The organism is Actinomadura rubrisoli, from assembly GCF_004349215.1.
Classification (GTDB): domain Bacteria; phylum Actinomycetota; class Actinomycetes; order Streptosporangiales; family Streptosporangiaceae; genus Spirillospora; species Spirillospora rubrisoli.
The window spans coordinates 1-20,326 of the sequence record NZ_SMKU01000025.1; the positions used below are offsets into that span (position 1 = coordinate 1).

Annotated in this window: 23 protein-coding genes and 2 pseudogenes; 14 read left to right on the forward strand and 11 right to left on the reverse strand. The window is 67.4% G+C overall.

Going from position 1 to position 20,326, the window contains the following annotated elements:
* The 3 genes from E1298_RS47915 to E1298_RS08050 all read left to right on the forward strand — a co-directional run.
* Window positions 1-554 (forward strand): hypothetical protein (locus E1298_RS47915; RefSeq protein WP_165975360.1); only part of this gene is annotated, 554 nt, incomplete at its 5' end.
* Window positions 555-576: 22 nt separating this feature from the next.
* Entirely contained in the window at window positions 577-1,182 is a 606-nt protein-coding gene (locus E1298_RS08045) for an AAA family ATPase (RefSeq protein ID WP_131890551.1), read from the forward strand.
* Window positions 1,183-1,189: 7 nt separating this feature from the next.
* Window positions 1,190-1,654, forward strand: coding sequence for an NUDIX hydrolase (locus E1298_RS08050; protein ID WP_131890553.1), 465 nt, complete (start codon window positions 1,190-1,192; stop codon window positions 1,652-1,654).
* A 300-nt stretch (window positions 1,655-1,954) separates the two neighbouring features.
* Here the strand turns inward: E1298_RS08050 and E1298_RS51755 are convergent, their stop codons facing one another.
* The gene (locus tag E1298_RS51755; RefSeq protein WP_165975361.1) at window positions 1,955-2,269 is read right to left on the reverse strand and encodes a transposase family protein; all 315 of its coding nucleotides are present in this window, start codon (window positions 2,267-2,269) and stop codon (window positions 1,955-1,957) included.
* Between the two features lie 405 nt (window positions 2,270-2,674).
* Between E1298_RS51755 and E1298_RS08060 the strand changes: the two genes are divergently transcribed.
* The 5 genes from E1298_RS08060 to E1298_RS51760 all read left to right on the forward strand — a co-directional run bounded on the left by E1298_RS08060 (window position 2,675) and on the right by E1298_RS51760 (window position 6,999).
* Window positions 2,675-3,184 (forward strand): tetratricopeptide repeat protein, encoded by a 510-nt coding sequence (locus E1298_RS08060; protein WP_131890558.1) that lies wholly within the window; start codon window positions 2,675-2,677, stop codon window positions 3,182-3,184.
* Between the two features lie 203 nt (window positions 3,185-3,387).
* Window positions 3,388-3,732 (forward strand): hypothetical protein, encoded by a 345-nt coding sequence (locus E1298_RS08065; protein WP_131890560.1) that lies wholly within the window; start codon window positions 3,388-3,390, stop codon window positions 3,730-3,732.
* A 112-nt stretch (window positions 3,733-3,844) separates the two neighbouring features.
* Window positions 3,845-5,131, forward strand: coding sequence for a dTDP-4-dehydrorhamnose 3,5-epimerase family protein (locus tag E1298_RS08070; RefSeq protein ID WP_131890562.1), 1,287 nt, complete (start codon window positions 3,845-3,847; stop codon window positions 5,129-5,131).
* A gap of 81 nt (window positions 5,132-5,212) precedes the next feature.
* Window positions 5,213-6,514, forward strand: coding sequence for an MFS transporter (locus E1298_RS08075; RefSeq protein ID WP_131890565.1), 1,302 nt, complete (start codon window positions 5,213-5,215; stop codon window positions 6,512-6,514).
* A gap of 128 nt (window positions 6,515-6,642) precedes the next feature.
* Window positions 6,643-6,999 (forward strand): transposase family protein, encoded by a 357-nt coding sequence (locus tag E1298_RS51760; protein WP_165975362.1) that lies wholly within the window; start codon window positions 6,643-6,645, stop codon window positions 6,997-6,999.
* A gap of 327 nt (window positions 7,000-7,326) precedes the next feature.
* On the opposite strand, the gene cas2 is transcribed toward E1298_RS51760, so the two are convergent.
* The 5 genes and pseudogenes from cas2 to E1298_RS08100 all read right to left on the reverse strand — a co-directional run bounded on the left by cas2 (window position 7,327) and on the right by E1298_RS08100 (window position 9,832).
* On the reverse strand, window positions 7,327-7,590 hold the full coding sequence (gene cas2 / locus E1298_RS08085; protein WP_131890570.1) for a CRISPR-associated endonuclease Cas2: 264 nt from the start codon (window positions 7,588-7,590) through the stop codon (window positions 7,327-7,329).
* A gap of 10 nt (window positions 7,591-7,600) precedes the next feature.
* Window positions 7,601-7,882: a CRISPR-associated endonuclease Cas1 gene (locus E1298_RS50230; RefSeq protein WP_279497949.1), complete on the reverse strand. Its 282-nt coding sequence runs from the start codon at window positions 7,880-7,882 to the stop codon at window positions 7,601-7,603.
* Window positions 7,800-8,582 carry a CRISPR-associated endonuclease Cas1 gene (cas1, locus tag E1298_RS08090; RefSeq protein ID WP_279497952.1) on the reverse strand — a complete coding sequence of 261 codons (783 nt, stop codon included), beginning with the start codon at window positions 8,580-8,582 and terminating at the stop codon, window positions 7,800-7,802. Before cas1 ends, E1298_RS50230 begins: the two co-directional genes overlap by 83 nt.
* Before the next feature lies 1 nt (window position 8,583).
* Window positions 8,584-9,082, reverse strand: a pseudogene (locus tag E1298_RS08095) (CRISPR-associated protein Cas4).
* Window positions 9,083-9,442: 360 nt separating this feature from the next.
* On the reverse strand, window positions 9,443-9,832 hold the full coding sequence (locus E1298_RS08100) for a hypothetical protein (RefSeq protein ID WP_131890573.1): 390 nt from the start codon (window positions 9,830-9,832) through the stop codon (window positions 9,443-9,445).
* Between the two features lie 150 nt (window positions 9,833-9,982).
* Here E1298_RS08100 and E1298_RS08105 point away from each other — a divergent pair, with 150 nt between their 5' ends.
* Window positions 9,983-10,741: a class I SAM-dependent methyltransferase gene (locus tag E1298_RS08105; protein WP_131890576.1), complete on the forward strand. Its 759-nt coding sequence runs from the start codon at window positions 9,983-9,985 to the stop codon at window positions 10,739-10,741.
* 43 nt (window positions 10,742-10,784) lie between these two features.
* On the opposite strand, the gene E1298_RS08110 is transcribed toward E1298_RS08105, so the two are convergent.
* From E1298_RS08110 to E1298_RS08120, 3 genes are all read right to left on the reverse strand, one after another.
* Complete coding sequence (locus E1298_RS08110) at window positions 10,785-11,390, reverse strand: DUF4232 domain-containing protein (RefSeq protein WP_131890579.1); 606 nt, start codon at window positions 11,388-11,390, stop codon at window positions 10,785-10,787.
* 124 nt (window positions 11,391-11,514) lie between these two features.
* Entirely contained in the window at window positions 11,515-12,648 is a 1,134-nt protein-coding gene (locus E1298_RS08115; RefSeq protein ID WP_131890581.1) for a serine hydrolase domain-containing protein, read from the reverse strand.
* A 207-nt stretch (window positions 12,649-12,855) separates the two neighbouring features.
* Window positions 12,856-14,076: a metal-dependent hydrolase family protein gene (locus E1298_RS08120; RefSeq protein WP_131890584.1), complete on the reverse strand. Its 1,221-nt coding sequence runs from the start codon at window positions 14,074-14,076 to the stop codon at window positions 12,856-12,858.
* A 191-nt stretch (window positions 14,077-14,267) separates the two neighbouring features.
* Between E1298_RS08120 and E1298_RS08125 the strand changes: the two genes are divergently transcribed.
* The 3 genes and pseudogenes from E1298_RS08125 to E1298_RS08135 form a co-directional block, all read left to right on the forward strand.
* On the forward strand, window positions 14,268-15,479 hold the full coding sequence (locus E1298_RS08125) for a histidine decarboxylase (RefSeq protein WP_165975363.1): 1,212 nt from the start codon (window positions 14,268-14,270) through the stop codon (window positions 15,477-15,479).
* Window positions 15,480-15,616: 137 nt separating this feature from the next.
* A complete protein-coding gene (locus E1298_RS08130) occupies window positions 15,617-16,450 on the forward strand; it encodes a S1 family peptidase (protein ID WP_131890589.1) in 834 nt (277 codons plus the stop codon).
* A 127-nt stretch (window positions 16,451-16,577) separates the two neighbouring features.
* Window positions 16,578-16,997, forward strand: a pseudogene (locus E1298_RS08135) (response regulator); the annotation flags it as partial.
* Between the two features lie 63 nt (window positions 16,998-17,060).
* On the opposite strand, the gene E1298_RS08140 reads toward E1298_RS08135, so the two are convergent.
* Window positions 17,061-17,897, reverse strand: coding sequence for an SDR family oxidoreductase (locus E1298_RS08140; RefSeq protein WP_131890594.1), 837 nt, complete (start codon window positions 17,895-17,897; stop codon window positions 17,061-17,063).
* Window positions 17,898-17,976: 79 nt separating this feature from the next.
* Between E1298_RS08140 and E1298_RS08145 the strand changes: the two genes are divergently transcribed.
* Window positions 17,977-18,453: a MerR family transcriptional regulator gene (locus tag E1298_RS08145; RefSeq protein ID WP_131890596.1), complete on the forward strand. Its 477-nt coding sequence runs from the start codon at window positions 17,977-17,979 to the stop codon at window positions 18,451-18,453.
* Here the strand turns inward: E1298_RS08145 and E1298_RS08150 are convergent.
* On the reverse strand, window positions 18,407-19,279 hold the full coding sequence (locus E1298_RS08150) for an SDR family oxidoreductase (RefSeq protein ID WP_243725446.1): 873 nt from the start codon (window positions 19,277-19,279) through the stop codon (window positions 18,407-18,409). The genes E1298_RS08145 and E1298_RS08150 overlap by 47 nt on opposite strands.
* Before the next feature lie 519 nt (window positions 19,280-19,798).
* On the opposite strand from E1298_RS08150, the gene E1298_RS51765 reads away from it, so the two are divergent.
* Window positions 19,799-20,245 (forward strand): phosphotransferase, encoded by a 447-nt coding sequence (locus E1298_RS51765; protein ID WP_424923083.1) that lies wholly within the window; start codon window positions 19,799-19,801, stop codon window positions 20,243-20,245.
* Window positions 20,246-20,326: the final 81 nt, after the last annotated feature.

The window sequence follows — 20,326 nt, forward strand, 5'->3', positions numbered from 1 at the left end:
GCCCCGGGCAGACCCAAGACCTCATCGACGCCGCCGACACCGCCATCGCCGCGATGCTCGACACCGCGGATCTGATCATCGGCCACCAGGTCTCCAGCGACCTGGCCATCCTGCGCAACGCCAGCACCCGCCCCCTGCGGTCAGTCGAAGCCCTGCGGGACCGCTGGCACACCCGCAAGACCACCCCCGCCCTGGCCGACCGCACGGTGGTGGACTCCCGCTACGACGTCGGCGACATCCTGACCGGCACCAGCCGACGCCTGGTCGACGTCTGCGGCGAACTCGCCCTGGAGGTCACTCAGCCCGAACTGGCCCGCCGCTCCATGACCACGCTGCACCGCGACGGCTGGCTCACCGACCACAACCCCGAAGCGCGCGAGCCCATCACCGTGCTGAACCTGCGGCACGGACTGTCGGCCGCCTACGTCGCCGCCCGCGCCGCCGGCCACCTGCACTGGACCGGCACGGTGAACCTTAACCGGCGACTGCACGACCAGCTCGCCGGCCACGGCATCGGCTGGCTGACCTCCCCCACCTTCCAAGCGCTCCTGTAAGCCCCCACCCCTGTGAGGCCCGGTGCCGATACGCGACTGCACCGTCATCGCCATCGAAGGAACCCACGCCAGCGGAAAGACCACCCTGGTGCACGCCCTTACCAGCCACTACCGCGAACACGGCGTCCACGTCGCCTGCACCGGCGAACCCGCCCGTGTCAGCCCCTTCATGGAAGACATCGTTCTGCACCACGTCGGCACCTTCGACGTCGTGGCCGAACTCGACGCGCTCGGCGCACAGCTCACCGCCCAGCTCCGTACCGCCCGCCACCACCAGCTCCTCATTTGCGACAAGACCCTGCTCAACGCCGTCGCCTACGCCCGGATGCTCCTGCCCATCGAGGACCGGGCCGTCCTGGACGCCATGGCGCACCTGGGCCGCGCCACCGCGCAGCTGTATGACGCTGTCGTCTACACCGCCGACGCCTTCAACCCCCGCCCGCGCGGCGACCGGTTCCGCGACAAGGTCGCCGGACAGCAGGACCAGCTGGACGAGCTGCTGCGCGCCGAGCTGGCGGCCGCGCGCCTCGACCCGATCACCGTCCCCGAGAAGCTGAGCACCGCCGACCGCGTCCGATGGATCTCCGCGCGTCTGACGACCCAGGGCGTGATCCCCGCGCTAGCCTGACCGGCCTATGACCCCAGCCGACGCACAGGCCAAACCAGCCCCCTACACCTGCGTCGTGGACGCCATGCTGATCCTGGTCCGCGACGGCAAGGTCCTGCTCGCCCAACGCCAGGGCACCGGGTATGCCGACGGCTGCTGGAACCTGCCCAGCGGCAAGCTCGAAGCAGGCGAGACCGTCACCCACGCGACCGTCCGCGAGGGCCTGGAGGAGATCGGCGTCCACATCACCGAAGACGACCTCGACTTCGTCCACCTGTGCCACTACCGCAACAGCCGCGGCGAAGCCCGGATGGGCGTCTTCTTCACCGCACGGCACTGGAAAGGCGAGCCCCACAACGCCGAACCACACAAATGCGCACAGATCGACTGGTTCCCCTTCGACGCCCTCCCCGAAGCAACCTACCCCTACACCGCCGAAGGGCTGGCCGCCTACCGCCGCGGCGTGCTGTTCAACGCGGTCGGCTGGCACTGACCGGCTCTCCGGACGAACAAAACTCGATGGGCGCTATCAGAGAGTTCACCGCCGCGATGAACGGCTAGCCCAGCCGGGGAGCTGCCCAGAAGATCACGGCACTTCAAACCCTCGCAGGGGCGATGAGGACACGTGCTCTCCGTCCCCAATCGGGGACGGGTGCAGTTCCTTTGCAGGGATCTCCTCACCTGCGTGACCATTGATTCGCGGGTCGGCGTCCAGTCGTTCTGTCCCGCCGGCCGAGTCCGGGAGGCGGACCAGGGAGCGCGCGACGGTCGGCCTTGTTCCCGTACTCGTGCGTCACCTGCGTCTTGACCATGGAGCGGTAGGACGGCGGGCCCCGGCGTGCGCCTGGCCCGATCTTCCGCATCCCCAGCTCGGCAGCTCCCTGCAAAAGGAACTACACCCGGGTGGTACGGGCGAGGCCCAGATCAGCTCGCGGTGCGCGGTCGCGGTGCCGATCCCGAACGCGGCCGCCAGGCGGGCAAAGGTGTCGTTGCGGCGCAGGTGCACCAGCACCAGCACCAGCAGCGCCTGGCGGTGGGAGCTCAGCGCCCGCCACCACGACCCGATCCGGGACCGGTGCTCGCATCGGGCCCGCTCGTACGCTGCCATTTTTCGCCTACCGCCGAAATGGCGCCCGGACGAATGACTCTTGGCGGTCGTGAACGGTGCTGGGCCGGTCGGCTGGCAGATCGGTTCCGGCTCGACCCCCAGCATCGCGGCAGCAGCCTCGTGCCGTCGCACACAAACGGGGGATGAGGCGGTGACCCGGATTCGTCGACTCGAAGCCCCGTCCGCACGGCGAGTACTCGCGGCCTGATAGCGCATCGAAATGGCCGTTTCCGGTCACGTCTGACACCGGTGCTCGCGGGCCCGGGCACTCGACCGCGGAATCGGTGCGGCCACCTCGTCCCTCCGCGTGAAGATCAAGATGGACCTGTCAACCGATGGTCATGTGTCGACGTCAGACTCGCCAACGCTCCGCCCGGCGATGCCGGAGTCTGAGAAGCTGCGAGTATGAACACCGACCCGAGCGCGGAATGGGAGCAGCGGTGTGCGGCTCTTTGGGACGCCTTCGACGACCACGATCCCGCCGACTTTCGTTCGATGATCAAAGAACTGACCAGCGAACTCCCCGCCGATCATCCGGTCGCACATTTCGAGCAAGCCTCCGCATATGACGCGACGGACATGGGAGTGGAGGCGGTCGACCTTTACCGAATGGCGCTTTCCGGGGGCTTGGGCAACGGGCGGCGGCGGCAGGCCGTCATCCAGATGGCCAGTACCCTGCGCACGCTCGGCGACCCGACGACCAGTGCGGACATGCTTCTCGCGGAGCGGTCGAACGGCTCCGATGACCTGGACGACGCGGTTATCGCCTTCCTTGCGCTGGCGCTTGTTGACCTCGGCAGGGAGCGGGAGGCCGCGGCACTGGCGCTGGGGGCGCTGGTCCGCCACCTTCCGAGTTACACGCGCTCGCTCACGGCCTATATCGAAGCCATGACCGAGTCACCTACCGTGCAATAGCGGTCACATAAAAAGCGGTATTGACAATTTCAGTTACCATTCCAAATTTTGTTTGTCAATAGCAAAGAATGATCTACCGTCTTGGTGGAAGGGGCACCGGCTTCCCGATACCGCGAGCTCGACCTAGGGTCGGCTTGACCGAGGACGGGGAGTGCAATAGATCCATCTCCCCGTCACAGGGCCTCATCCACAGGAGGAATCCCATGGCGGAATCTGCCGCCTCCATCCCGGCCAAGGAACTGCTGGACGGCTTGTACGCGCAAGGCGCGGAGCACGACGCCGACTGGTCGGGGGTAACCGACGACACGCTCCAAGCACTGCGCCAGGCCGCCGACTCCGGTGACGCCGCACTCCAGTCGCTGATGACCAACCTCGCCTTCTCCAAGTTCCAGGGCCAGGCCGACCAAGCGCAGCGCCTGTCCTCTGCTCTGGCCGGCATCAAGGCGTTCATGGTCGCCGAGATCTTCGACGAACTGCCCACCACCTCGATCGAGGAGTTGCGGGCGGCGGCTGAGGCCGCCGGGTACGACGTCGAAGTCCTCGCCTGACTCGAAGAGTCCACCGAATGCGCCGGGCCGGGCGGGCACAACCTGGTTCCCGCCCGCTCGGGCCGGCGTTCCCGCGGCAAGAATCCAGCGGCAGCAGTCAAAAGGGGCAAGCATGAGTTTCGCGATCGACGGTCTGACCTGGCGGGACAACTGGCGAATCGATAACGGACAGAACTCCTACGTGGTGCCGTTCCCGCATCTACGTCCGGCTACGATCGTCTTCCACGGGGAGACCAGGTTCTCGTATGGGCACTACGGCATCCACCTCGGGCAGGCCGATCAGCTCACCTTCCTGGGGCCGTCCTCGGGGACCATTACGGGCCACTTCATCGACACTCGTGCTGGTTCGGTCACCGCTGGAACCAGGGAGGTCCATACTTGGAACCCCACCTCCGCCCGCGCCCTCTACATTCCGCCGGGCGTGGCCCACACCTTCGACGGCCTCGAATTCGTCAACACCATCAACACCTACGAGATGTTCCTCCCCGATCCGCAGGAGTGGGTCCGGGGCGCACTGAAGTGGCAGCCTGACGCGGACATCATCAATCTGCCGCTCGATGTCAAGGGCGATGATCTCCCCTTCTTCGCGCCGAACAAGCACCCCGCGAGCCAACTGTGGTACGACCTGGTGGCGGCGCAGCAACGCGCCATGATCCCGCAGATCAGCCACGAGTACCCCGTCACCCGCGAAGTGAAGTTGGCGGACGGGAGCCTTAGGAGGATCGAACTGCGCAAGCGGCTGAACCGGCTCGAAACGCGGCAATGGGAGCCCGTGGCGGACATCCCCGGCCTGGGATGGGTCGCGCACTCGGTCGTGCACAATGGCCCGGAGTCGGGTTTCAGTGCACTGCTCGAGCGGTCTCCGCTCTATTTCATCGATCACGGTGAAGAGGGGTACAGCAACGACGCCTACGGCATCCATCTGGGGCAGGAGGACCGGCTGACGTTCCTCGGCCCGCGCGATCAGAAGGTCACCGTCCATCTGATCGACACCCGTGCCTCCTCACCGACCTTCGGCCGGGAGACCTCTTATGAGTTCATTCCCGATCCGCAGCGCTATCTCCTCATCCCGCCCGGGGTGGGGCACGCGTTCGAGTCCATCGAGAAGGTGTACACGGTCAACCGACCGCGCACCTTCCTGCCGGTCGACCAGGCCGATTACCGACCGGGAAACGATGTGATCGACTGGCCCAGGCAGAAGCGGCCGATTCCCGCGCTGGAGCCGAATGTGGTGCCTGCCCCCAAGGCATTCTACGAACAGCAGTCCGCTGACCAACTGCAGTTGCGGAGCATGCCGAATCAGCACGCCACCCCGGCGGTGATGATGGTCCAGGGGCCGGACGGGAAGTTCATCCGCGTCGCCCTACGGCGGAGAAAGCCGAGCAAGGCCGCCGTCTGAACCGGGACCTACGCCTGAACCTAGCCCCGCAACTGTTCGATCGGCCCTCGGCCGTGCGCGTGAAGGGTGTACTGCCCACCCATGTCCAATGCATTCTCACCTCTCAGACATGCGCCTTTTCGAAACCTCTTCTTCTCCGGCCTGATCAGCATGATCGGAGATGGCGTATGGCTTGTCGCGATCCCATGGATCATCATCGATATCGGTGGAGGGCCCGACGAACTGGCCGCCGCCGTCGGTGCGGAGTCCGTTGGCCTGGTGCTGTTCGTCTTGGCCGGCGGGGCCCTCGCGGACCGGTATCCGCGTACGCGCGTGGTGGTCTTCGCCCATCTGGCGGCGTTCGTCACGCTGGCGCTTCTGGTCGTGGCGCACCTGGCATCGCAGCTTCAAGTATGGCAGCTCACGGCCGCCGCGTTCGTCCTCGGCGCCTCCGCCGCCGTCTCCGGTCCTGCCCTGGACGCTATGACTCCCGACCTCGTCCCCGAAAAGGATTTGCACGCGGCGAACGCCTTGGACACGGTACTGCGCAATGTGGTGCTGAGACTGGGCGGACCCGCTCTCGGAGGAACGCTCGTCGCCGTCTTCGGCTCCCTCACTGTTATCGCCCTCAACGCCGCGAGCTTCGCCCTGGCGGCCGTATTCGCGGGCCGAGTGGTGCCGTTGCACTCCCGCGGTGCCGACGATGACAATGCCGAGAAGGTATCGTACGCAAAGGCGCTTTCCTACCTTGCTTCGCAGCGGTGGTTGTGGATTTTGATAGCCTGGGCGGGGCTCCTGTTGCTGTTGCAGACGGGGCCTCGCTCCGTCCTGCTGCCTTTCCTCATCCACGATGACCTGCATGGAGGGCCCCGCTCCTATGGGCTCGTACTGATCTCCTTTGGCGTGGCCGCGACGATGAGCTCGCTGTGGGTGGCCTCCCGGCCACTGCCTCGACGATATCCCCTTCTCATGCTGCTCGCGTGGACCATAAGCGCTCTTCCTCTCGCCGGGATGGCGTTCGCCCCCAGCATTCTAGTCCTGCTGCTGCTCGGCATCGTTTTCGGCTTTTTCTCCGCCGCCGGCAACGTCTACTGGTCCACGCTGGTTCAGACCCGTGTGCCGGACAATGTGCGCGGCAGAATTATCAGTATCGATTGGCTAGGGTCGCTCGTCCTGGTTCCGATCTCCATGACCCTCGCCGGGATCGGCGGGGCGCGGCACTTCGGTACGTGGCTGTTCGTCATCGGCGGCCTCGGGCCAGTCCTACTGACACTGATAGTGCTGAGGTATGTCGACTTCCGCGCCATCGAGAGAGAGGACTCGGACGGAGGTGGGCGGTCCCCTGAATCAGCGGAGTTCGACCCGAGCGCGGACCTTCTGGAAGCTCCAGGCGTGAAAGACTGAGGTGATTCCAACCTGAGTGTGCAGGTCACGGGCTGATTGCAGGCGATGGGTATGACCGTGGAATGAGTGAAGCTCCTGCCAGATGAGGTTGTCGACCAAGATCAACCTTGTCCGCGCAGGAGCTTCATGTGCTGTTTTACCGTGCCGCGCTCGATCTGTCGCGCCCGACCCTGACCTTCGTCGCCGATCCGGTGCGCGAGCACCGGTCCCGGATCGGGTCGTGGTGGCGGGCGCTGAGCTCCCACCGCCAGGCGCTGCTGGTGCTGGTGCTGGTGCACCTGCGCCGCAACGACACCTTTGCCCGCCTGGCGGCCGCGTTCGGGATCGGCACCGCGACCGCGCACCGCGAGCTGATCTGGGCCTCGCCCGTACCACCCGGGTGTAGTTCCTTTTGCAGGGAGCTGCCGAGCTGGGGATGCGGAAGATCGGGCCAGGCGCACGCCGGGGCCCGCCGTCCTACCGCTCCATGGTCAAGACGCAGGTGACGCACGAGTACGGGAACAAGGCCGACCGTCGCGCGCTCCCTGGTCCGCCTCCCGGACTCGGCCGGCGGGACAGAACGGCTGGACGCCGACCCGCGAATCAATGGTCACGCAGGAGATCCCTGCAAAGGAACTGCACCCATCGGGGACCATGGTGTTGCGAACCCCTCGCAGGGGCGATGAGGACCCCCACAGGTACCCCTCCGGGTCGTCGCCGGCCTTTTGCGAACCCTCGCAGGGGCGATGAGGACGGCGGTAGTGCAGACGAGCCCGGTGTGTCGCTGAAAACTGTTTGATCAATTCCGCATGGAGTGCGCGGGTTGATGCCGCTTACAGGATGTCTGTGGGGGCGGGTTCGGCGGCGCCCCACGTGTGGCGGATGGGGGTTGTGCCTGGTGGAAAGGTGTAGACGATGACGTTGTCGTAGCTGAGGTCCAGGAGGGTTTCGACCTCTGCTTGGAAGCGGCGTAGTTGGGCCGGGCTGACCTGGCCTTCGAAGACGCTTCGTTGGACGTGGTGCAGGTACTTGCGGCAGGTTCGCAGGATACGGGGGTTGCGCTCGACGGCGGTGTCGTAGACAACGATGACGTGCACGGCGTGTCTCTCACCACCAGATCCGGAATGGTTTGTAGGGGGTGCCTTCGAGGCATCGCCGGGTCAGCGCGAGTGCGTCGAGGTAGAGGAGTTCGTCATAGGCGACAGGGCGGCCAAGGGCGCGGTGGGCAACGGTGACGGCCAGTTCGTCGCGCACGGCCTGGACGACGAGCTTGCGACCGCTTTCGCTGAGCATCGCCTGGTTGGCTTCACTGTCGAAGTGATGCTCTTTGAGTTGGTTTCGTGAGGCCATCCGCAGGGGCAAACGTTCGGCGAAGAGGGGTTTGAACATCTCCGATAGGTCGAGGGCCAGGGAGTGGCGCTGGCGTTCCATGCTGCTGTGCAGGGAAGGCGATGCCGGTGTGCAAAGGTGTCAGGCGCAGCGCCGTCAGGGTTCGGGCGTAAACGATGCCGTTCACGTAGCTGACGAACGCGTTGCCAGCATTCTTTGGTGGGCGGCGGCTGCGGCCCCCAAGCTGAAGCCAGTCGGGAACTTTGGTGTCGAGGACTTCCCAGGCCGACCTACGGAACGCCCCCTCAACGCCCATGAGGTGAGCGGAGTTCGTGGCAGATTTGAGACTCTTCTGCAATACGTCATATGGACGCGCGAGGAGTTTTCGGTCGATGATGCGGCGGACGTTGAAGGCAGTTGAGTCGATGATGCTGCGGCCGATTTGTAGCGCGGCTGCGTGATTGTCGGCAAGTCGAGCTTGGGCGAGGACGGTTTCGCCGGACGTGCTGGTCTCGGAGGTGAAAAGTGATCCGGCGTAGTCGCCGTAGTAGCTGAGCATGTGGACGTTGATTCGGTGGCGGTTGAGGAGTGCGACAACGGAGGTGTTGATGTCGGTCTCAGCGCAGGCGACGATGTCTCGGACGTCGGTGACGGGAATGTGAACCTTGCCAGCGGATTCGCGTTCGATGACGAGTGACTCGTCTTTGCGGCGGATTCGGCAGGTGCTGGTGAGCCAGTAGGTGCGTGCGGCGGCGGGCATGTCATTCCGTCCAGCAGTAGTCGGTGAAGCTGCTTCCTCGGCAGGCAGAATGCGCCAGCTGGGCTGGCGAGGTGGGTGCTGCGGCGACGGCGAGTACTTCGGTGATGTCGGTCTGCGCTTCGCGGGCGGCTTCTGGTGTGTAGGGGTGGCGATGGGTTGGGTGGGTTTTGGGGTAGTGCAGAATGGCGCCTTGGGCGTCGATGCCGATCTGTTGGAGTCGGTAGCAGTAATGCCGTCCTTGGGCTTGGTCGGCGGAGGTGGGGCGCGTCGATGACTTGACTTCGTGGACCCAATGTTGACCGTCGATGAAGTCGAGCCTTGCGGCACCGAGGTCTATGGGGGGTGTTGCGCGTGTATGAGGTTTCATGGACGGCTTCGCCGAGTTGCACGATGCTGCTCAGGTGCTCGGGTCGGACGCCGCGTAGATAGAGCCAGAGTTGGCGGCGGCAATGGTAGAGGTATTTGACGTGGACGCCGCCGACGTCATCAGCAACGATCACAGGATCTCACCTGGCTCGTATCTCTTTTGCGCGTCACGGTGTATGGCCCGCAGGCCGAGTCGTGGATCATAATCGGCGTCGATGAGGCGGACCCTTAGCTGCTTGTCGTAGGCGCCGAGGCTCTTGCGCCACGCAGGTATGGGAATAAGATAAGAGACATAGCCACCCTCCTGGAATCGGGCGACTACACGTCCTTGCACGTGTTCAAGAACCCGGCGCCACTCCTCTCCCTGTCCGGCAAATAGCACGAGAGCGGTGCCTCCGCCGCCACGGCGGCGGGGGCTCGCGTCGTGACGCTGGCCTCTTCGGACGAAACTCCCGTCCGGAGCACCTCATGGCGATCGTCGCGGGCGCCCTACTTCAGGGAATCAGGCCTGGGTGCGTCCCCACGGGCGCTTGATAGTCCGGATCCCTTGGACAAGTCCACGTTGCGGATTCGATCTCCCTGGCGAGGGTCATGGGATGGGGGTGGCCAGGGCGGCATTCGGGCCACATCGGGGCACCGTGCCCCGGACGCACGTACTCCAGAATGAGATCTTGGGCTTGTTCGGCGAGTTGGCGAGTCGAGATGGCCGAATCCCAGGCCGGGTCCACCGCCACAATGCCGAGCCGTTCCCCGTCTATGCGCAGGTCGGCACGGAGCATTCCGTCTTTCATGCCGAGGGAATCACTCGCGAGTTCGGCCGCGTATCCGGCCGCCGCGAGATCATGTGCGACCGGCCGGAACGCGTCCTGAAGCCGAATGTCCATCACGCTCACCTTAGTGGGCGTGGGACGTCACGGATGTCAATTGATATCCGGGTGATACGTGCAGTTCACAAAGCCGTACGTCGGCTATGGTGATCATGGATGGGGTGAGGTGCTTGCCCGGGGGTGCCGGTGAGCTGGGGTGATGGTGTCATGGACCGGACTTTTGACGACCTGGTGGCCGAGGCGGAGGCCGTCTCGGTCGACGGCTGGGACTTCTCGTGGCTGGACGGTCGGGCCACCGAGCAACGGCCGTCGTGGGGGTATGCCCGGCAGGTGGCCCAGCGGTTCGCGCAGGCCACAGCGGGGCTGGACATTCAGACCGGCGGTGGGGAGGTGCTGAACGAGGCCGCCGAGCTACCGCCGACAATGGCCGCGACAGAGTCGTGGCCTCCTAACGTCGCCAAGGCCACCCGGCTGCTGCATCGTCGCGGCGTGGTCGTGGTCGCCGACCCTGACGAGCCGCCGCTGCCGTTCGCCGACGAGGCGTTCGACCTGGTCACCAGCCGCCACCCGGCCACGATCTGGTGGAGCGAGATCGCCCGCGTCCTGGCGCCCGGCGGGACGTACTTCGCTCAGCATGTCGGCCCGGCCAGCGTCTTCGAACTGGTCGAGTACTTCCTCGGGCCTCAGCCCGAGGCCCGCGAGGGCCGCCGCCCCGACACCGAGATCGCCGACGCCCGCGCCGCCGGACTGGAGATCGTGAACCTCCAGGCTGAGCGGCTGCCCATGGAGTTCTTCGACATCGGCGCGGTCGTCTACTTCCTGCGGAAGGTGATCTGGATGGTCCCCGGCTTCACCGCGGAGGCCCACCGCGACCGGCTGCGCGAGCTGGACGCGCGGATCCGCCGCGACGGCCCGTTCATCGCCCACTCGACCCGCCACCTGATCGAGGCCCGCAAACCGACCTGACCCCGCACACCAACTCCTGACCGACGTCCGAACCTCCCTCTCGTTACCTTGCGGTGGTGGGGGACCAGGCTGTTGTTTTTAGGAGGGCTGTTGTGCCCAGGTCCAGGGAGCCGTTCGGACGGACGGTCTGGGGCGGGCGGCCGGGGGACGGGACGAGCTCCAGGTAGGTGCCCTTCACCGCGGTCGTCTCCGTGTAGGTCACCGTGTTCCGCCATACGACGATCACCTGCGCGGAGCGGCCGGGGCGCAGTGTCAGTGGCTTCGGGCCGGGGTCCTTCACCTCCGTGGGGCCGCGCACGATCTTCACATCGAACGGCTGGCGGTTCTCGTCGAGGACGCGCAGCGCCGGGTAGCCGTTCAGGCGGTACGGCTTCTTCCCGCAGTTGAGCAGCGTCACCGCCATGGCGCGCAGGCCCATCGCGGCGTCCGGCTCGCGCGCCGTCACCGAGATGCCGTCCGGCGAGCAGGGCGGCGGGGTCACCGGGTTCGGATCGCCGGGTGCCACGTCCAAGCCCAGGAGATGGGAGGGTGTGGTCGCGGACGGTGTGGCGGCGGGCGGTGCGGCGGCGGGTTCCGCATCGCAACCGGCCATCATGATCGCGACTGCGGCCAGTGCCGTGCCGAACGAGCGCCCCCGAGCGTGTTTCATCCCGGAATTATCCCAGTTCTCCCGCCCTGCTCGGCTCAGGGCGGCGGGGCGCAGGTGGGCCACCTCGATACCGACAGAACGCGGCCGCTGCTGACAAGTGCGCCGTGCGGGGGGCACTGTCGACTTAGGAGCAGAAGGCGGTTTCGGCGGCCTTGGTGAGGTCGGCGCGGAAGCGCTTGTCGTACTCCAGCGAGGACGAGTTGTAGGTGATGACGGCCTGGCTGCGGCCGTCGGCGCTGGTGTAGGTCCACGTGCGGTACCCGGGGAAGCCGCCGTCGTGGCCCCACGCGTCCCCGCAGGGGAACGCGATCCGGGCGACGCCGAGGCCGTAGTCCTCCACGGTGCCGTCGTCGTTCACGGGCTGGACGGTCTTGAGCTCGCGCATCTCGCGGGCGGGCAGCATCCGGCCGGTGAACAGGGCCCGGTGGAAGCGGGCGAGGTCGTCCACGGTGGAGATGATGCCGCCGGACGTGCGGGCGCTGGACGTGCTGATCGCCGTGCTCACGTCCCCCAACTCGCCGTAGTAGCCGTGGACGTACGGGCCGGGGAAGGCGCTGCTCGTCGTCGGGTAGAACGTGTGCCGCAGCTTGAGCGGGCCGAAGATCCGGCGCTTGAACTCGGTGCCCACCCGGTGGTGTGTCGCCTTCTCGATGATCATTCCGGCGAGGATGTAGTTGGTGTTGGAGTAGTTCCAGCCCTTGCCGGGCTCGTACAGGCGCTCCTTCTCCACGGCGATCGCCACGAGCTCGGCCGGCTTCCATTCGCGCTTCGGGTCGGTCATGATCCGCGGGTCGGGCGTGTAGTCGTTCAGGCCGCTGGACTGCGCGAGCACTTGGCGGATCGTGATCTGGGAGCCGTCGTTCTTGTTGCCCTGGACGAGGCCGGGAAGCCACTTCTCGACGGTGTCGTCCAGCGAGAGCCGCCGCTCGGCGGCGAGCTGGAGCATGATCGTCGAGGTGAACGACTTGGTCACGCTGGCGGCGCGGATCAGGAGCCGGTGGTCCATGGGACGGCCCGTGGCCTTGTCGGAGACGCCGGCGTTGATGTGGGAGACGCGGTCGCCCCGGCGGGTCATGATCATCACGCCGGGCGCCCCGTCGGCCACGAGCCGGTCCGCCGCGGCCTGGACGCGCTGGTCGAGCCCGCCTCCGCCGTGCGAAGGCGCGGCGTTCGCGGCGGGGGCGACGGCGGTCGTGGTGAGCACGGCGCCCGCGGCGGCGACGGCAGCGGCGGCGGACAGGGTGCGGATGCGTGGCATCGGGTGCCTCCAGGGGCGGTGCGGGCCTGACGTGATCAACACTGCCGGAGCGGCCCGGGGGCGGCACTGGGCTCAGGGCCCGAGCAGGGGGTGTACCTGACGACACCTCCGTCCCGCGAACAAGGTGCGCATTCGCCCATGCCCGGCACCCCGTACGAGCGGCTGGCCCCGTCCGTCCCAGAAGGCGTCCCCGAGCCTCCTGACCTGCTAACGTCCACCGCCGCCCGAGGTCTGGACCGGGCAGCGGTGGATCGTCCCGTCCTTCATGACGAAACGGACGTCGCCCATCACCTCGATGTCGTCGAGCGGGTTCCCCGGGACGGCCACGAGGTCGCCGCGGCAACCCGGTTCGAGGCGGCCGATGTCCTCGCGCCCGAGCACACGGGCGCCGATCGTGGTCGCCGCCCGCAGAGCGCGCAGGGGACTCACGCCCGACCGGACGAGGGTGGGGAACTCGCGCCAGTTGGCGGCGTACTCGAACATCCCGGCATCGGTCCCGAAGGCGATTTCGACGGCACTGGACGCGATGCGGGTCAGCCCTGCGCGGAGATCCTGGGCGTGCGTCCTGAACTTCGCCCGTTCCCGCTCGTCCCGCCAGAACGAGTCGTCGTCGAGCCTCTCAAGGAAGTGGCTGACCGCGTACTGGGTCGGGACGACGGGTATGCGCCGGTCGGCGATGAGGGTGAGTGTCTCGTCCGAGGCCAGCGTGGCGTGCTCGATCGTGGACACACCGGCGGTCACGGCCCGGCGCACTCCTGCGTCGCCGAAGACGTGGCAGGCGGTGGGGAGGCCGCGGTCGCGGGCCGCCGCGACCAGGGCCCCGACCTCCTGCTCGGTGAACCCCAGTTCCCGTGGGCCGTCGACCGGCGACGTGAACCCGCCGCTGGCGGCGAATTTGATCCAGTCCGCACCCGCCCGCGCCTGCTCGCGCACGGTGCGCAGGATCTCCGCCTCCCCGTCGGCCACCGCTCCCTCGCGCGGACGGCGGGCCGACCCCACGGGCGTGAGGTCGCCGTGGCCTCCGCTGGCGGAGATCATCTGCGGGGCCACGCTGAGCCGCGGCCCTTCCACCAGGCCGTCGTCCACCGCGCGGCGCAGTTCGATGGTGACCGGCAGTTCGATGGGGCATCCCAGGTCCCGGACGGTCGTGAAGCCGTTGTGAAGGAGGTCGCGAAGGGCCGGAAGCGCTCTCAGCGCCGCCGAGACCGGACCCTCGTGCTGGGTCACCAGATGGACATGGCAGTCGATCAGGCCGGGAAGCAGCGTCACGTCCCCGAGGTCGACGGCCTCTCTCCCGTCCCGCCGCTGCCGCTCGCCGAAGACGTGGGTGATGTGGCCGTCGCGGATGCGCACCTCGGTGTATCCGCGCAGTTTCTCCGATTCACCGTCCCACGCGCGGTCGGCGGTCACGGTCACGTCCGCGGCCATGTGATATTTCCTCTCGCCAGGCCACCCGTGAACCCTGACCGTTGGCAGGAAGAGTGTACCGAATGGACATGACCAATTCATCGGCCGTTGTTGACAGCCGATGTTCTGTGATGTTCCATCCAGTCAGCACGGATCGGGCTTCCGCGGGCCGGGTGGACGGGCCTGGACCCGGCCGCCCATGGAGCGCCGTCATGAACAGCCGTGAGCACGACGACTACGCCACCGAGGGCATGCCGCCCCCCTTGTCGCCGGACTCCGGGGACCTGAAGATCACCGATGGCCCGGCCCCCGGCGCGGGACGCAGCGATGACGAACTACTGCGCCGCATCGCGGAATGGGGCATCGAGCGACGGCAGTGGCTGGTGGGGTTTCCCGTCAACCTCGATTTCGACTACCGGCCGCTGGCGGATTTCCTGGCCGTTTCCCTCAACAATGTCGGCAGCCCGTACACTCCCAGCGGTTATCAGATGTCGACCAAGCCCTTCGAGCGCGCGGTCCTGGACTTCTTCGCCGGCGTGGCCGGAGCGGAGCCGGGAGAGGTGGAGGGATACATCACCAACGGGGGGACCGAAAGCAACATCTTCGGTGTCCGGCTGGGAATCCGCCGCTATCCCGATGCGGTGTTCTACGCGTCCGCCGACGCCCACTACTCGGTGGACAAGTTCGCGGCGCTGTTCAGCATGGACGTGACCAAGGTGGACGTGGGCGCCGACGGGGGCATGGACATCGAGGCCCTGGCAGACGCGTGCCGGCGCCATCCCGGCCGTCCCGCCGTCGTCCTGGCCACCGTCGGAACGACCATGACCGGCGCCGCCGACGACGTGGCCGCGATCCGGCCCGCCCTTCGCCGCGCCGGGGTCGAGCGTCTGCACCTGCACGTCGACGGCGCCTTCGGCGGTCTCATCGTTCCCTTCATCGACGGGTACGGTCCGTGGGCCTTCGACGCGGGCGCCGACAGCGTCGCGGTGAGCGGGCACAAGATGATCGGGCTCCCGGTGCCCAGCGGGATCGTGCTGGCCCGGCGCGAGCAGCTGGAGGGCGTCCGCCACTACCTGCCCCAGGTCGACACCGACGACCACACCCTCACCGGATCGCGCAACGGCCTGAACCCGCTGCTGATCTGGTGGGCCCTGCGCAGGCTGGGCCGGGACGGGCTCGCCGAGCGGGCACGCCACTGCCTGGACATCGCCGAGTACGCCGAACGGCTCCTGGCCGCCGGCGGCGCCGAACCGCGGCGCTGCCCCCATTCCGTCATCGTGAGCTTCGACCGGCCTTCCGAGCGGGTGCTGCGGGACTGGCATCTGCTCGACTCCGGCGACCGCACGCACTTCGTCGCCATGCCGCACATCACCCGGGACCACGTAGAGCGACTCTGCCGCGACCTTGGCGGCGCCCGCCGGTGAGCGTCGCGCGGGCCGTGTCGGACGCGGCCGGTACAGGCTTCTGTACCGGGAATCGTCGCGGTGGCTGGATCGTCCGCCGTGCCGGGGGCTTCTAGCGTCGGAGACGCACGATCATCAAACGGATTGAGGACTTCACCGTGCGCAACCTCCACTTGACGCTGGCCGCGTCGGCCGCGGCGCTGCTCTGGCTCGGCCTCGCCGCGCCGACCGCGCAGGCCGAACCCGACCCGCCCAGACCGGACGACAAGGTCTCCACCGCGATCATCGGTGGGAAGGACGCGACCGAGCCGTATTCGTTCATGGCGTCCCTGCAAGACCGCCAGGGAGAGCACTTCTGCGGGGGCAGCCTGCTCAACGCCGAATGGGTGGTCACCGCGCTGCATTGCGTGGACGAAGGCATGCGGCCCGAGGACCTCCGGCTCCGCATCGGAAGCCTCCGCAAGGACCGGGACGGGAGCGCCCGCGGTGCCGAGCAGATCGTCCTGTATCCCGGCGGCAGCCCGGACAACTTCGATGTCGGGCTGGTCCGGCTCGACGAGCCGGTCCCGAACGCGCCGGTCCCCCTGGACGTCCGGCAGCCCGCCGGTACCCCGACCCGGCTGCTGGGCTGGGGATGCACCGCGCCCGGACCCAACACGGGCTGCGGCGACGCCAACGTCCCCGAGGTGCTGCAACAGCTCGACTCGGCGGTCCGCGAACCCGCGGCATGCGTGAACGTGGCGGCCCCCATCCACCCCGACAACGAGGTGTGCACCGGCAACCCCGACACCCGCACGGGCCCGTGCTTCGCTGACTCCGGCGGGCCGCTGCTGCACCAGACCGCCGGCGGCTGGCGCCTCATCGGCGCGTTCAGCCGGGTCGACTACCCCAATGGGCCACCCGACTTCCCCGACTGCAGGACGGGATTGGGCATTTACAGCGACGTGACCGTCCACCGTGAATGGATCGAGAGCGTGATATCCGCGACCTGACCGGTTACCGGCCCCGGCGCGGCAACCCGCCGCGCCGGGGCATTCTCGTCCGGCGGCTGGTCCATAGGGGCCGCCTCAGCACGTCGGGCGCCGCGCCTCCGTCCGCGGTTCCGCCGTCCGGGATAGAGCCGCGACCGGAGCCGAAGCCGTGGAACTCACCGCCAGTACACGGCCGGACGTCGTGCTGATGGACATCCGCGTGCCCGCCATGGACGGCATCGAAGCGACCCGGCGGATCACCGCGTCGCCGCAGAACGACTACACCCGCATCCTGATCCTCACCACCTTCGACCTGGACGAGTACGTCTTCTCGGCGTTGCGCGCCGGGGCCGGCGGCTTCCTGCTCAAGGACACCCCGCCCGGCGATCTGCTGAACGCGATCAGAGTGATCGCGGCCGGGAACCTGCATGTCAGCCTGGCGACGGCGAAGACCCGCGTCAGCCGCCTGCTGGCCAAACTCGGCGCTCGCGACCGCGCCCAGCTCGTCATCGTCGCCTACGAGACCGGCCTGATCCGTCCCAGCCTCCGCCGTCCTCCGGCGAAATGATCATCGGGCCGGTGAACGCCGAGCGCGGTCTACGGCGCGAACGAGATCACGCGCATCGCCCGGCTACTCCGACGCTACGAGGTCGTCGCGAGCCACGGCCAGGGCGGTTTCGCGGTGTGCGTCGTGTTCGGCGAGACGTGCGGCCAGTGATGCGCGGACGTCCTGGTAGGTGTCGGGGCCAAGGGGCAGCCGCAACGGGACGTCCTGGCGGTCGACGAGGTCGATCATCGCGTCGACGATCTTCTCGGGATCGTTGACCAGCGGGAACGTCCCGTCCGTGACGGCTCGCCGGGTGTCGCCGGCCGGTCCCTGGTCGTACTCGGGCATGGCCGGCGCGGTGGCCAGCGCGCTGCCGAAGCCGGTCGGTGTCGCACCCGGCTCGACAATGGTCAGGCCGATGCCGAACGGCTCGATCTCGCGGGCGACGGTCTCGCAGAAGCCCTCGATGCCCCACTTCGCCGCGTGGTAGTAGCTGAAGTTCGGATACGTCGTCTGGCCACCGGCGCTGGAGACCTGCAAGATGCGGCCGTGCCCCTGCGCGCGCAGATGGGGCAGCGCGGCGCGGATGACGTGGATCGAGCCGAGCAGATTCGTGTCGATCACCTGCCGTACCTGCTCGTATGCGGCCTCCTCCACCGAGGCGAAAAGGCCGAACCCGGCGTTGTTGACCACCACATCGACGGTGCCGAGGGCCGCGAACGCCTCGTCCAGGACGCGCCGGACCTGGCCCGCGTCGGTGACGTCGAGCCGTGCCACCCAGAGACGGTCACTGCGGAGGTCGTCGAGAGCCTCCGGCCTGCGAAGCGTCGCGGCGACCCGATCGCCCCGGTCGAGCAGCCGCGCGGTGAGCAGCCGTCCGAATCCCGAGGAGGTGCCGGTGATGAACCACGTTCTGGCCACTGTGCTTCCTTCCATCGGTGTATCGCTCCGACGGTAGGAGTTCGAGTCGACTCGAAGTCAAATTCCTATACTGAGCCGCATGACCGCTGTTCCAGAGACGGTGTTGACCATCGGCGACGTCAGCGCGCTGACCGGCCTGTCGGCGCACACGCTGCGGTTCTACGAGCAGGAGGGTCTGTTCGCGGCACCGGTGCGGCGCAACGGCGCGGGGCGGCGGGTGTTCACCGAGCGGGAGGTCGGCTGGTTGAAGGTCTGCGTGAAGCTGCGCTCTTCGGGGATGTCCCTGCCGGACATTCGCCGGTACGCGCAACTGGTCCGGCAGGGCCCGGGCAACGAGGCCGAGCGGTTCGAGATTCTGCGCCTGCACGAGACGAAAGTGCGGCGGCAAATGGCCGAATTGCAGGACGCGCTGGACGTCATCCAGGGGAAGGTCGCGCTCTACGCCGACCATCTCGCCGCCGGTTCCGCCGGTCAATTGTGGCGTGACGGGCCGGACTGCACCCCGGCCTCTAGTGGACGGGACGGTCCATCGGAGGATGAGCCCGGTCGTGGGTGATGGTGGCAACGCTCTTGCCGCCGTCGATGGGAAGCACGGTCCCCGTGATCCACGATGCCTGGGGAGACAGCAGGAACGCCGCCGCGTGGCCGACGTCGGCGACCTCGCCGACCCGGTTCATGGGGTAGCTCGCCGCGACCGTGGAGTGCGGCATCTCGGACACCGAGTCCATGAACGAGGTCTGGACGAAGGCCGGGGCGAGGGCATTGACGCGCACCTTGGGCGCCAGCTGGTCGGCCAGGTCCAGGGTGAGCCGTTGCAGCGCGGCCTTGGTCGCGCTGTAGGCGGCCAGACGGCATGTGCCGGAGGCCCCAACGGTGGTGATCATGAGGATCGACCCGCCGTGCTCCTCCATCCAGGCGTGCCAGGCGAGCTGGGCGTATCCAAGGGCACCCAGCACGTTGGTGTCGAACATCCGGCGGACGGAGTCGAGATCGAGGTCGATCGCCGGAGTGGTGCCGACAGGATTGATCCCGGTGTTGTACACCAGCATGTCCAGACGTCCGAAGGCGTCGACGGTCTTGTCCACGGCGGCACGCCGCTCCTGCTCCTTCCGGCTGTGAGCCGCCACCGCCAGCACCGGATTGCCGGACTGCTTCTGGATCTCCTCCGCGGCCTGTTCAAGGGCCGGAGAGTTGCGCGCGGTGATCGCTACGCGGGCACCGCATTGAGAGAGCTCCTGGGCAATGGCACGGCCGATCCCGCGACTGGCCGACGCGACCAAGGCGACCCTGCCATCAAGCGACCACGGAGGACGCTCCAACTGATCATCTTCCTCTAATAGATCATTGAACTGCGTGCTCCCGGGTTCTGGAAGGACGGACACTTTTTCCTCCTTCAAGGCAAGATTTTCTTGGGCCGTCGTATGGCGTCCCGATACCCGATATCCCGGACCCGATGCGGGACTACTTCAACGCGCGGAATCGGAGGTCGGTGACCTGGCCCGTCTCAGCGAGTTCGATCAGGAGGTCCGGTGGATCAAACCGAGACGCCGCTCATCGGGGACGGCGTCACCCAAGGCATCGTGCGCATTGGAGAGACTGTCCGCCGCCCGGTCCGCCCGTTCACCCTCACCGTCCAGGCGTATCTCGCACACCTGCACCAAGCCGGGTTCTCCGCCGCCCCGCAACCTCTCGGCATCGACCAGCAAGGCAGGGAAGTCCTGTCCTTCGTGCCAGGTGAGGTCCCACGAGAACCACTTCCTGCCGAGACCTCAGGGGAGGACGTCCTCATCGCGCTCGCCCGGCTCATCCGTCGACTCCACCAAGCCGCACAGGGCTGGACCCCGCCTGCGGATGCGATCTGGGGAGCCCTCCCCGGCGCCGACACCGTCCACGTCCCACCCGTGGACGGCGAAGCCGAACTGGTCAGCCACCGGGACTACTGCCCCGGCAACGTAGTCTTCTGCGACGGCCTTCCCACGGCACTCATCGACTTCGATCTCGCCAAGCCCACCACCAGGGTCTACGACATCGCCAACGCCCTCTATTGGTGGGCACCCCTGCTCCATCCGGCAGACCGTTCGCCAGCCTTCGCCGACGCCGACATCCCGCACCGGGTCAATGTGTTCGCCGACGCCTACGGCATGACCGACCGGCAACGCCATGACCTGGTGCCGCTGGCCATCCGGATGATCCGCCGATTCCACCTCACCTCTCGCGCGGCCGCTGACGCCGATCCGGTGTTCCGGGGTTTCTGGGACAACGGAGTGAAGGTCCGGCTGCCACGCGCCGCAACTTGGCTCGAACAGCAAGCCCCCGCCATCATCTCCCGGCTCACGGCCGGCCGATGAAACGGGACATCGCAGCCCATCGCTTGGCGGAGCGGGTGATCGGGGGTGTGGCTGAGGGGCTGCTGCCGGGAGCGGTGCGCG